The sequence below is a fragment of the Carnobacteriaceae bacterium zg-C25 genome, from assembly GCA_017945845.1.
Classification (GTDB): Bacteria; Bacillota; Bacilli; order Lactobacillales; family Aerococcaceae; genus WM01.
Genome location: CP072828.1, coordinates 906395 through 919930 on the forward strand (window position 1 = coordinate 906395; position 13536 = coordinate 919930).

The window sequence follows — 13536 nt, forward strand, 5'->3', positions numbered from 1 at the left end:
TTCGTGATTTATCACTATATTTAACAAAAAATCGGCGCAGCCAAAAGGCTACGCCGATAAATCAGTTAATTTAATTATTGTATATTAAATTGTCTAAAAATTGATATATTTTTACCTGTTATGAACCATGTCAACAGCTTATGCAATTCGTTCTTTTTTGTATCTAAACGAATACACTACTCCAGCCATGATAAATAACACAAATGCGTAAACAGAATAATCTGTATTTCCAGTGTTTGGTAAATTAGAATTAGGTTGTTCTTTTGTCGGCATTGTCGTTGAACCAGAAGGTTCGCTTGGCACTGTCATTGAATCAGAAGGCTCACTCGGTACTGTCATTGAATCAGAAGGCTCACTCGGTACTGTCATTGAATCAGAAGGCTCACTCGGTACTGTTGTTGAATCAGAAGGCGCGCTCGGTACTGTTGTTGAATCAGAAGGTTCAGTTGGTACTATTGGTTCTACATACATATTCGTTACGGTGTACCCTGTTTCTTGTGTTCCTTCCACCGTTACCGTATAAACGTTATCGCCTACCGTTACTCGATTATTCGCTTCGCCAACTTCTTTGACAGTATATACATTTGGTGTCACTTGATCTACCGTATCTACAACTAGTAAATCGGTAAACTCATGTTGCCATTGATTCGTTGCGTTCAATGTCACAGGATCACCTAATGCTTGTCCATTTTTATACAACTGTACTTGAACACTATTTTCACTAACTGTTCCAACCCATACTTTTGTCACGTTCACACTTGTTGTGGACGGTTGCAATGGTGTTGGTACTATCGGTTCTACATACGTATTCGTTACGGTATATCCAGTTGCTTGCGTTCCATCTACCGTTACCGTGTATGTGTTATCGCCTACCGTTACTCGATTATTCGCTTCGCCAACTTCTTTGACGGTGTATACGTTTGGCGTTGTTTGATCTACCGTATCTACAACTAATAAATCAGTAAACTCATGTTTCCATTGATTAGATGCGTTCAATGTCACAGGATTACCTAATGCTTGTCCATTTTTGTATAGCTGTACTTGAACACTATTTTCACTAACTGTTCCAACCCATACTTTTGTCACGTTCACACTTGTTGTGGACGGTTGCAATGGCGTTGGTACTATCGGTTCTACATACGTATTCGTTACGGTGTATCCTGTTGCTTGCGTTCCTTCTACCGTTACCGTATATGTGTTATCGCCTACCGTTACGCGATTATTCGCTTCACCAACTTCTTTGACAGTGTATACGTTTGGCGTTGTTTGATCTACCGTATCTACAACTAATAAATCAGTAAACTCATGTTGCCATTGATTAGATGCGTTCAATGTCACAGGATTACCTAATGCTTGTCCATTTTTGTATAGCTGTACTTGAACACTATTTTCACTAACTGTTCCAACCCATACTTTTGTCACGTTCACGCTTGTTGTGGACGGTTGTAATGGTGTTGGTACTATCGGTTCTACATACGTATTTGTTACGGTGTATCCCGTTGCTTGTGTTCCTTCTACCGTTACCGTATATGTGTTATCGCCTGCCGTTACGCGATTATTCGCTTCGCCAACTTCTTTAACAGTGTATACGTTTGGCGTTGTTTGATCTACCGTATCTACAACCAGTAAATCAGTAAACTCATGTTTCCATTGATTCGTTGCGTTCAATGTCACAGGATTACCTAACGCTTGTCCATTTTTGTATAACTGTACTTGAACACTATTTTCACTAACTGTTCCAACCCAGACTTTTGTCACGTTCACGCTTGTTGTCTCAGGTACGTACGTATTGGTAATCGTATGATTTGCAACGGCTTTTTCATATCTTGCAGGCACATTCACTTCATCAACCGTATACGTGTAAGTTACGCCATTATTATCTGTTGCTGGCAATTCGCGCCATGTATAGCTTGTTGTCCCTGAAACAAGTTCTACCGCAGATCCATACGCTACACCATTTTGATATAGTTGCACAGAAATCGTTGGTTTTTCTGCTGGTCCACCAACCCACACTTTATTGACCGTGTATTCTGTTTTTGCTGGTACATAGGTATTGGTAATCGTATGATTTGCAACGGCTTTTTCATATCTTGCAGGCACATTCACTTCATCAACCGTATACGTGTAAGCTACGCCATTATTATCTGTTGCTGGCAATTCTCGCCATGTATAGCTTGTTGTCCCTGAAACAAGTTCTACTGCAGATCCATACGCTACACCATTTTGATATAGTTGTACAGAAATCGTTGGTTTTTCTGTTGGTCCACCAACCCACACTTTATTGATCGTGTATTCTGTTTTCGCTGGTACGTACGTATTGGTAATTGTATTATTCGCAACTGCTTTTTCATATCCTACTGGCACATTCACTTCATCAACTGTATACGTGTAAGCTACGCCATTATTATCTGTTGCTGGCAATTCTCGCCATGTGTAGCTTGTTGTCCCTGAAACAAGTTCTACTGCAGATCCATACGCTACACCATTTTGATATAACTGTACAGAAATCGTTGGTTTTTCTGTTGGTCCACCAACCCACACTTTATTGACCGTGTATTCTGTTTTCGCTGGTACGTACGTATTGGTAATTGTATATCCGCTTTCTTGTGTCCCGGCAACCGTTACAATATACGTATGATTGCCTACCTTTAATTGATTGTCGGCTTCTCCCACTTCTTTCACGGTATACACATTTTCTACATTTTCCGATGCATATTTTGGCAATTTCATAAACGTGTATGTCCAATTGCCATTTTCTGTTAATTGAACAGAATTGCCCTCTGGATTACCGTTTTTATACAATTGAACGGTAACACTTTCTTCTTTTACACGACTAGCCCATTGTTTCGTAACGTGAACATTTACCGTATCCAGTTCCCAACCCGCATACGCATGCAATACATTTGGCGTAACAATATTGGTAATCGGTGTTGTTCCAGATGCAAATCGTAATGAAAAATTAAACGGATTGGCTTCTCTATTTCGGGCTACTTCTGCATCTGTTATTGGTTGATTATCTTGTGTTCCATCTGCATTATGATTATACCAACCAGCTAGTGTATACGTTGAACGTGTTGGTTGAGAATCATCTTCTAATAATTTTAACTGTGGAATATCTGTCCATGGATCAGTCGAACTATATATGGTATATAAAAATTCTTTTTCTGTTCCCGAATCAAACGTTCCGCCATTTGCATGGTAAATCATCTTAGCACGCTGTCCTAATACAACTTGCTTGGTCGTTGGGTTTAATACAAAATCCCACATTCCAACACTGGTATGATCTGAAAGTGGTGCAATTGGTTGCGTAGTATCTTTACTTACATAATGCAATAACTTAGCATCTTCACTAGTCGCTACATAAGCAGTAGTGCTTAATTTTTCATTTGTAAATTCATTATCATTTGCCCCTCTAGCAACAACGTACCCAACATGACGATTGGCATATTCAACATATCCCGTATTGATACCAGCACTTGCTAATTTAGGCCCTTCACTAATAGAAACATTAATTGGTTTCGTTAATGCACCCGTTAAAATAATGGAAGATTGTCCCTCTAACACACGAACATCTCCACCTTGAATGGTAGCATTTGGTGTGATAATCACATCTTTTGCAGCGTAGATATTTTCACCACTTAGCTCTCCTTGTTTTAATTGATGTGAATTGCCGACAGACCAATCCCCTTTTGTATTGTTTTGTATAGTCGCATTGTCTACTTTTAAATACCCAGCATTATAAATACCACCAACCATTTGGTAGCCTGTATTATTCGATATATTGACACCGCCTGTTAATGTTAGACTACCTTGATTATAAATAGCACCCGCATTATTAGAAGCCGTACCACCAGTTATAGAGCCTGATTCCATGAGCACTGCATTACCCGGTCCAATGAACATTCCACCACCATACGACAAATTCCCATATGTATATGCCGCGTTATTCATTAATCGTGTATTTTTCAAAGTTAAATCAACACCAGACGCTTCATCTCGTTGATTTGAAACCGCGATTGCTGCCCCCGATACATCGGCCATAAAATTACGAATTGTCGTATTTTCTATTTTAGCAGTAACCGTACTACCCGTATAAAACGAAATGGCTCCACCGTATTTGGCAGTATATTTACCTGCGTTCCAAAAAGCTCCACGACCTTGTAAACTAGAATCTAACAAGTTAAAGGTTCCACTTCCGACAACTTGAATCAAACCTCCGGCTTCTCTAACGCGTGTCCCATCTTCTACAGACATTGTTGTATTTGAAATGGTTAAATGTGATTGTTCAGAAGTGATTGCACCACCTGCAACACCAATGTCTCCTTTGTTTCCTAACAAAACAAAATTAGAATGGTGAATTTCAGCATGCGGTACATTTTCAAATTTAATGGCTCCACCCGTATTAAACGGACCAGCAACCTTGAATGTTGTGCCATAAATGACAACTTCACTATCTGTTGCTTCAATAGATCCACCTTGATACCCACCTTTTGTTTGCCAGTCATCGTTGCTATTTTCTTCAAAAACTGTAGTAGTTTTATCCGTTGAAGCGGCATCTTTATTAATGTAAAGTTTAGAGCCACCTTCTAACTTGATTGCGCCACCTTCCCCGTTTGAGCCTCTTGGTGAAGAACCTGAACGGTTATGACTAAAGCGTCCACCTACAATATTAATTGTACTTGTTCCAGAATACATGGCTCCACCGTGAGGCGATAAAATCGGATCTCCCGCTTTTTCAACGACAGGTGTGTCTTTTTTAGTTGTATTTTCTATAAATTCGGTATTTTCTAAATTTAACGTTGCATGTTCTGCAAAAATAGCACCACCGCTATACCGTTGTGTATTTACAGTATCAATTATTTTTTTATCAAATAATTGTGTCGTCCCTTTTTGGACAACCGTATTTTTTAAAGTTAACGTTGCCCCATTCGTAACAAGAAACAAACGCGATTGATTATTCCCGTTAAGATGAATATTTTCAAAAGTTACTTGTCCACCAGAAACCGTAAACATATTCTCTATCAAACCGTTTGTTGTTAACTCAACACCATCAGATGCCGATATTTTAACTGTCTTACCCGATAAATCAATTGATTGAGATATACTGAAAGAAGAACGAATTAAAATATCATCACTGTTTAATTCTAAAGCTTGAATCAGCTCATCTTGTGTACTAACAGTGACCGTGGCAGCGTAGACCGACGGCACCTTCATACAAAACAAACAAGTGATAAAAATCACAAATATAGCTGACCATCTTAATCTCTTTGTATTCATATGGTTGATACCCCTTTAATTTCCCTTTTTTAATAAGCTTTGCATTTTCCTTAATCATATTATACGCCCTATGATTAGCGTATTGTCAAGGTTTTGTCGCGAAAAAACTGTAAAAATTCGTCTGTTTTTTATACTTTTAGTGTTTTTTGTAGACTATTGATGATACAAGATTAACTCCCACCGAAAAGCACCATTTAAGACGCTATGTTAAAGGGATTGACAACCAACATACATAAAAATCCCCCCTGTTTGATGACAACTTTGGATTGTCATGCATTATATTTAAAAGATGTTGATCGTTTTTTCAGAAGTCAACAATACCCAGTATTATAGAACCATTAAATTGTGCAAAACAAAAAAATCAAGATACGACTGTGTACCTTGATTCTAAATTATGCAAACAACACCAGTTGTTAAAGTTTTTTCTATTAGAGAGTCACCTAAAACAATCAATTCCAATTACTTTTTTAGAATTGTAAAATCACATGCGCTATTATATCGGTCAAAATAACGACACGATTAATTTCAACAGCTATTACACCATTCGTTTAATACATCATTTGATTTGATTTAACCTTAAACGATTCATTTTTAGCACTATTGTTTAAATTTGTATAATCTATATAATTGATAACTTAAATAAATGAGTAGCGCACATAAAACTAGCGCAATTACTATTCGGACAATAAAATACCCTACTCCTAACAAAGCCACACTGATGCAATATAGCAATATTAGTATTACTGGTATCAAAAACAACAGTAAAATATAAAAATTTTTAAATGATATTATTTTTTGTTGTACATTAACAAAGTCTTCATCAAGGCTAAAACTTTCATGGAAAGAATAGTCATACGTTAAATTCAGTTGACTAAATGGATAATTTTTAATCTCAATACTGTCATAAAAGAATGAATCAAAAGAGTGTATATCACCTGTAGCACTGACATACTGTAAAAATAATAGAAAAACCAATTTTATACCTGTTATTTCGGGTTCAACAACGACTTTTAATTTCGATTCTTTATTGATTTTTAGCTGATTAACATCTTCTAAATGAACGGATTTTAAAAGTAATTTATCGTTTTCATACACACTATATAGACGTGCATTGACATCTTTAGATTGTTTTAAAATTAAGTCATATGTATTTGCCGTATCCATTGACACACCTAACGTTTCCATGATGAATGCCCCTTTTCTGAATTTTTATTTTTAATCACTATTTCTATCTTTTTTTAATGCACTTATTGTTGCAAGTACCATAAAAGGTATTGTTATAGCGTGTACTTTACTATTCGATAAATACGCAACATTTAAAAAACAACCAATAAAAATTAATGGAATATAAATCATTTTATTGTATTTTGATTTTTGAAATATTATTTTGTCTATAACTATATATAACCCAGCTGATAAAACAGAAAGCAAAAATATCATAAGAATCACCTATATTTTTAAATTAATATCAATTTATAGAACTCTATAAATACAAATAAAATAAACAATCTAAACATTAGTTCATTTATCATATTAAAAATAACATATATATAAATTATTTTATAATTTGGTAAAGACTCTATATTTAGAAGAATTTTATTAGCAGAAATTTCAATATAAACAATAAAAATCAGTAATACACAATACATACAAATTAAAGCAATTAGCAAAACATTGGAAATGAATTGACTAAATGAAATTGTTAAACTCAATAATAACATTAACAAAATTAGTATTGTCATCAAAACACCATAAAAACGTACCCATTTATATGTTGTTTGTTTATTATGTAATGCATGAGCATACTCATGTGCGGCTTGTAAACAATCAGTTGTTGACTTTATTGATTTTAAATAAACCGTATCCGTTGCATAATTATAACTAAAATACCTGCCTTGTTTAGAAACAACGTTTTTTAAACCTATTTTAATTTCATCTAAAAGAACCTGCATATTTAACAAATGTACTGAATGGTTAATTTTTTGTTTCAAAAATAGCAGAATGACTTCTAAACTCCCCCATATTAACGAATATAGAAGTATTATTTTCATTAGAATACACCCCACTCATCAATCAAATATATTACTGTTGCAACAAAATAAAATGCACAAATTGACTTTGCTATTAAATTTGTGATAAATGTCCTTCTGACTTGCTTGAAGTGACTAACTCACTAATGTAATTTGTGTTATATCATATACCTTTTTATCTAAGTAGTACACTCTAATTTTACCACAAAAACGCAAAAAAAGAGCCAGGACATAGGTATTCCTGGCTCGAAATAGCATAAAGAATAACGTTTATTATTCTCTGAATTATAAATAGAATTTTCTAAAACCAAATGTGTAAAATATTAAAGCTAAAAATTTAATTTTTTTCCATTAGATTCAATAATTTCTTTGTAATAATAAAATGAATCTTTTTTAATTCTTTTTAAAGTCCCATTTCCATAGTTGTCCTTGTCAACATAAATGAAGCCATATCTTTTTTCCATATCAGCAGATCCTGCCGAAACAATATCAATAGGTCCCCAGTATGTATACCCCATTACGCTGACCCCATCTCTTATAGATTCTTTTACAGCTATAAGGTGTTCTCTTAAATATTTAATTCGGTAATCATCATGGATTTCTCCATCAACAACCTCATCTTTTGCTCCCAAGCCATTTTCAACAGGAAAAAGAGGAACTCTATATCTATCCCATAACTCATTTAATGTGAATCTTAGCCCCACAGGATCAATTTGCCATCCAAATTGACTTGTTTCAATGAATGGATTTGGAGTTCCAACATCACCTCCAGTATCACCAAAGAAAGGTTGACCTTTAGCATGAGTAGTTGTTCGATAATAGCTAAAAGCTAAAAAATCGTTTGTATACTCTCTAATTAATTCCAAATCATCATTTTCATAATTAATTGAGACATTATTTTCTTTCCACAAACGAAAAACATACGATGGATATTCTCCACGAATCATAACATCTGAATAAAACAATGAACGTCTTCTTAAATCTTGTGTTTCTAGAACAGTTACTGGATCACAATCATGTGGATAAACATTACTCAATGAGAGCATTGCACCAATTTTAGCCTCTGGACTTATTTCATGGCATAATTTAACTGCCAATGCATTAGCAACAAACATATGATGGTTGGCTTGAAATACCGTTTGCATCCTGTTAGTTTCATCATCTAAAAACAGTATTCCACCAACATAATCAGGATTTCTACGCATATTATTAATTTCATTAAAAGTGAGCCAATATTTCACTTTGTTTTTATATCTATTAAAAATGGTTTCACAATAGTTGAGGAAAAAGTCAATCATTTTTCTGTTTCTCCAACTTCCATATTTTTCTACTAGACCCATGGGTGTTTCATAGTGTGAAATCGTAACTAGTGGCTCAATGCCAGCTTCAAGTAAAGCATCAAATAAATCATCATAATATCTTAAACCCGCTTCATTTGGAGACGATTCATAGCCATTTGGGTAAATTCTTGTCCAGTTAATAGATGTCCGAAAAATTTTAAAACCCATTTCTTTAAATAATGCAATATCATCTTTATAGTTGTGGAAAAAGTCAATGGCTTCTCTAGAAGGATGATACTCTCCTCGCTCAGGCTTTTTTACAAATCCATGGTGAATTCCATTCGGAAAACAACTTGCGAGATCAACTCCTTTGTCGCCCTCATCCCAAGCTCCTTCAGCTTGATTTGCAGCAATTGCACCACCCCACAAAAAATCTTGTGGAAATTCACTAAGATACTTGTCCATCATATTAGTTCAATCCTTCTTTTATTCATAAATTTGGGTAATTAGCTGACCATTGCTAACTTGACCATAATCAAAAAATTTAATTTCTTTTCCCTTAGTATCTGTAATAATGAGCATAGTCGATAAATCAACGCCCTTTTGCTTTATTCCATCAATATCCACATTTACTAATTTTTGACCAGCTTTAACCACTTCATTCACTTCAACTAAAGGTTTAAAGCCGTATCCATTTAGACTGACAGTATCCAAACCAATATGAATTAACATTTCAACTCCGTCATTTCTTGTCAGTCCAACTGCATGACCTCCTGGAAAAATTGCGGTAACTTTACCTGAACAAGGCGCTGTGATTGATGAGCCAATTATGTTAAATGCGATACCATCTCCCATAATTTTTTTAGAGAATACATCATCTTTGACTTGTTCTAAAGGGAAGCTAGTCCCCTCAGCAATAGCTTGCAATGCACTCTCAACTTCATCTCCTACCTCAGTTCTTTTATTGCTAGCATCTGTTGATGCCTCATCTTCAAATCCTACCAAATATGTTACAACAAAAGAAGTGAGCATTGCTACTGCTATACCAATCAGCATAGAAATAATTGTCTCTTGAAAAATAGGAATAGCTAATATAGTCGAACGACCCATAATAAATGCTTTTGCACCTAGAAGCCCAGCGACTAACCCTCCGGCAGCTCCACCTGCCATTACACCATATAAAGGCTTTTTGAATCGGAGCATTAATCCATACAAAGCTGGTTCTGACACACCTGCAACAATACAACCGAAACTTAAACTTAAAGCCTCTGCACGAAGTTCTTTATTTTTTGTTTTGAAAGCTATTCCTAAACATGCTGCACCTTCCGACATGTTATGAATCATAAGAGCTGGACGGAAGAAGCCATCAAATCCAACTTGGCTTAAACTTTGAGCCATAAAAGGTGCGAACAAAGTATGCATTCCTGTCATAACCAAAAATGGTATAATACTTGATAAGACTGCTAAAGCAAGAGGACCGATTACAGATTGCATCCAGACCAAAAAAGAGATAAAGTAATTACCAATATAAATTGCTAAAGGCCCAAACACAACCCATGTTAATGTAGACGCTACTAAAATTGTACACATACCAATTAAAATCGGCTTCAGTATTCCAGGTATAATCTTTTCAAAGAATTTTTCCAAGTGATATACTGCAACTGTAGATAGCAAAACAGGTAAGAATGAACCAGAATACTTTATAAGTAACACTGGCATACCAAATAGTGTAGTTGTTCCTCCTTTAGCTACCATATCTGTAAAACCTGGATAAAGTAATGTCAGCGCAACCATCATTGAGTAAATTTGGTTTGCTCCCAATTTTTTCGCAGCACCGTAAGCTACTAAAACAGGCATAAAGTAAAATGGTACATCAGATAGAAATGTTATTAATTTAAAAGTATTTGTCACTACAACGGAAGGTAATGTTAGAGAAATTAATAATAATAGGATTTTAAGCATCCCTCCTGCAATTAATCCAACAATCATGGAACTTACAGCACCGCCCATATAATTAACGATATCTTGTAAAACATCTACAATACTTTTTGGTTTTTTGCTTTTTTTTTGTACCTCTACATCAAAATTATTTTCAAAATGATAATGTTCAATAATTGTATTGTATACTGGTAGTAGATTTTTCCCCATTATAATTTGAATTTGACCAGCACCTTTTGCCACACCTAAAACTTCTGGAATAGCTTCTAATTTTTCTTTATCAACAACTCTTTCATCTTTTAATACAAATCGAAGCCGTGTCATACAATGCGTTAATGATTCAACATTTGCTTCACCACCAACTAAATTAATAATTTCTTTTGCTATAGTATTGGAATTCATACTTTTTCTCCTTAAATTAATTGAGCTCAATTAAATAGTAAGCGAATTCAAATATTTTGTAAATCTCAAAAAAATAGTATATAATATTTACAAAACGAATATTTAGGAGCGTATTATGAATTATGAAGAAGTAGAAACTTTTTTAAGTGTGGTAGAACATGGAAGTATTGTGAGCGGTGCAAAAAAGCTTTATATAGGTCAGGGTACTGCAAGTAGTCGGATTAAAAGATTAGAGGAATCCTTAGGAATCAAATTATTTGATCGCCATCCTGGATTAAAAACTTTATCTTTAACAGAGTCAGGTAAAGAATTTTTAGAGATTGCTCACCAATATATGGAAGTTAGTGAAGCCGCATTCCAACTTAAAAATCAAACTAGAAATATTCAATTAAATATAGCATCATTAGATATAATTAATCATTTTATTCTCAAAAATAATTTTACATCTTTCATTCAATCCTATCCAAATATTTCAATAAATATCCAAACTTATCACTCAACTGCAATTCATGAATTAATAAATCAGATGAGATTTGATATAGGATTTGTTTTTAACCTCTATAATTACCCAAGTATCAAGGCTCAGAAAATTTTTTCAGAAAAAATGACTATATTATATTTTAAAAATAGTATTTTTAAAGAAGAAAAGTGCTTTGAAAATTTAAACCACGATAAAGAAATATTCATCAAATGGTCAAATGATTTTCAACAGTGGCATAATAACTTTTTTTCTTTTTCTCAAAAAAAAATCGTTATAGGTACTTCAGCCATGCTTGAGTACTTTTTAGTAAATGATGACAATTGGGCTATTGTCCCGGAAAGTGTTTCCTCAGAGTTTTGTAATACAAACCCCAATCTTGAATACTACGTTATTGATGATGCACCAGAGAGAAATTTATATTTAATTACCAATGTCAATTTATCGCAGGAAAAAAAGAAATATATAGAAATATTTTTAAAAAGCAACAATAAGTTATTTTATTAATGGGTTCTTATTATTAAAATTGCTCAAAAGCTAAAAGATATATTTTGGATAGGTTACACTTAATTAGAACAAAAAAATTAAGTGGTGTGATACACTATATCTAATAAGTGGTGGATAAAGAAAAGGGGTTATGTACTTAGACCATCGTAGTGTAGATGGTAAACATAATTTTATTGTGGACTGTTTTATTACACCAGGGAACGTGCATGATAGTGTACCGTATGTGTCGCGATTAACACATATAATCGAAACATTTCATTTTAATGTGAATTGTGTCGCGTTAGATAGCGTATATTATAAAAAAAGACATTTTAAAATTTTTAGAAGAGAAAAAGATATTTTCTGTGATTGGGTATCGACGTTTTCATCGCAATCCTGACCATAAATTTTTTCGATATCATTCATCTATAGATTGTTTTACGGATACACGTACGGGAGAAATTTATACCTACAGAAATATTGATAGACAAGGATATAAACAGTATCGTATAAGCGATAATAGTAATAAACGGATACTACGTCGATCGATAGATGCTGATGTATACGATAGATGTCGTGAGCGTCGATTATCTACGTTTGGGAAAGCATTATATAAACGACGGAAAGAAATGATTGAGCGTAGTTTTGCAGACTCTAAGCAAAATCATGGGTATCGATTTGCGCAATATAGAGGAGTAACCAAGATGCAACAGTATACTTGGTTATCTTGTGCTGCCCAAAATATGAAAAAAATGGCAATTCTACTCACTGGAGATACCATTTTTTGAGATATTATTCTTCATTTAGTATTTTGAAATTCAAAATCCAACATATTTTTCATTTTTTAAAAAATATGTTGGATTTTTTATCGATATTGTTAACAGTCTGAACCAAAAGATTTTTAGCAATCTTTTGGTTTCTCTGCATCAACCAGGCGCAGCGCGGTAGCTCCCCCTTATAATTTTTGTACGAAAAAGTGTTGCCATTCCAATCCCTATTTGATATAGAACCCCCAAAAAAGACCTATCCGAGCATTTCTGCTCAGATAGGCCTCTGTTCTATAACACTCACTTTTTAGTAACGGTTGTTGAACAATGGATAAATCGTTATCCACGTAAATTATTTAATTATACGCGTCCTTATGATTTGCCGGAAGTGGCTAACTTACTACTGTAATTTGCGACGCTTTTGTATACTTTTTTACAAAAAAATGATAAGCAATGTGCTATTTATAGGTATCAATAATGTTAATTGATAATATTGTATTTGATATTTACTAAATAATGTACTCGTGCTTAATTTAAATAATCGAGAATGCTTTAAAGCTATATAATTGGCATATTTTTCAAGACTTAAAGATAGAAACATCGCCACAATTTGAATCCCTAACACAATACACATCATCCATTTAGGGTTGTTCATTCCTCCATAATGGATTACATCATAAACAAAAAATATAACCATTATTGTTGAAATAAGATAAGATAAAAAGATATACGGTTGATATTTTTTTGGCAATTGTAAAGTAAAGTGCAAAAAAAACAGATAATGACTTTCTCTTTTGCGGGGTTGATAACCAAACAATAAAAACAAAGGTTTTCTAGTCAAGGCGAAAAACGAAGTGTGCCTTGACGGGAAACCAGTT

8 protein-coding genes are annotated in these 13536 nt (G+C 34.0%); 3 read left to right on the top strand and 5 right to left on the bottom strand.

Annotation, left to right across the window (positions count from 1 at the left end; translation table 11 throughout):
* Positions 1 to 138: 138 nt before the first annotated feature.
* The 5 genes from J7S27_04285 to J7S27_04305 all read right to left on the bottom strand — a co-directional run bounded on the left by J7S27_04285 (position 139) and on the right by J7S27_04305 (position 10927).
* Entirely contained in the window at positions 139 to 5277 is a 5139-nt protein-coding gene (locus J7S27_04285; protein QTU82538.1) for a Cna B-type domain-containing protein, read from the bottom strand.
* A 597-nt stretch (positions 5278 to 5874) separates the two neighbouring features.
* Entirely contained in the window at positions 5875 to 6462 is a 588-nt protein-coding gene (locus tag J7S27_04290; protein QTU82539.1) for a hypothetical protein, read from the bottom strand.
* Between the two features lie 272 nt (positions 6463 to 6734).
* Positions 6735 to 7328 carry a hypothetical protein gene (locus tag J7S27_04295; GenBank protein ID QTU82540.1) on the bottom strand — a complete coding sequence of 198 codons (594 nt, stop codon included), beginning with the start codon at positions 7326 to 7328 and terminating at the stop codon, positions 6735 to 6737.
* Between the two features lie 308 nt (positions 7329 to 7636).
* The gene (locus J7S27_04300) at positions 7637 to 9055 is read right to left on the bottom strand and encodes a glycoside hydrolase family 1 protein (protein QTU82541.1); all 1419 of its coding nucleotides are present in this window, start codon (positions 9053 to 9055) and stop codon (positions 7637 to 7639) included.
* A gap of 18 nt (positions 9056 to 9073) precedes the next feature.
* Positions 9074 to 10927 carry a PTS glucose transporter subunit IIA gene (locus J7S27_04305; protein QTU82542.1) on the bottom strand — a complete coding sequence of 618 codons (1854 nt, stop codon included), beginning with the start codon at positions 10925 to 10927 and terminating at the stop codon, positions 9074 to 9076.
* A gap of 115 nt (positions 10928 to 11042) precedes the next feature.
* On the opposite strand from J7S27_04305, the gene J7S27_04310 reads away from it, so the two are divergent.
* The 3 genes from J7S27_04310 (at position 11043) to J7S27_04320 (ending at position 12679) form a co-directional block, all read left to right on the top strand.
* The gene (locus tag J7S27_04310) at positions 11043 to 11912 is read left to right on the top strand and encodes a LysR family transcriptional regulator (protein ID QTU82543.1); all 870 of its coding nucleotides are present in this window, start codon (positions 11043 to 11045) and stop codon (positions 11910 to 11912) included.
* Positions 11913 to 12042: 130 nt separating this feature from the next.
* Entirely contained in the window at positions 12043 to 12291 is a 249-nt protein-coding gene (locus J7S27_04315; protein QTU82544.1) for a hypothetical protein, read from the top strand.
* Entirely contained in the window at positions 12257 to 12679 is a 423-nt protein-coding gene (locus tag J7S27_04320) for a transposase (GenBank protein ID QTU82545.1), read from the top strand. The genes J7S27_04315 and J7S27_04320 overlap by 35 nt, the downstream gene beginning before the upstream one ends.
* Positions 12680 to 13536: the final 857 nt, after the last annotated feature.

Bases quoted from the DNA above. Each gene is read 5' to 3' on its own strand.
- J7S27_04285 (QTU82538.1), bottom strand. From the start codon at position 5,277: ATGAATACAAAGAGATTAAGATGGTCAGCTATATTTGTGATTTTTATC.
- J7S27_04290 (QTU82539.1), bottom strand. From the start codon at position 6,462: ATGGAAACGTTAGGTGTGTCAATGGATACGGCAAATACATATGACTTA.
- J7S27_04295 (QTU82540.1), bottom strand. From the start codon at position 7,328: ATGAAAATAATACTTCTATATTCGTTAATATGGGGGAGTTTAGAAGTC.
- J7S27_04300 (QTU82541.1), bottom strand. From the start codon at position 9,055: ATGATGGACAAGTATCTTAGTGAATTTCCACAAGATTTTTTGTGGGGT.
- J7S27_04305 (QTU82542.1), bottom strand. From the start codon at position 10,927: ATGAATTCCAATACTATAGCAAAAGAAATTATTAATTTAGTTGGTGGT.
- J7S27_04310 (QTU82543.1), top strand. From the start codon at position 11,043: ATGAATTATGAAGAAGTAGAAACTTTTTTAAGTGTGGTAGAACATGGA.
- J7S27_04315 (QTU82544.1), top strand. From the start codon at position 12,043: ATGTACTTAGACCATCGTAGTGTAGATGGTAAACATAATTTTATTGTG.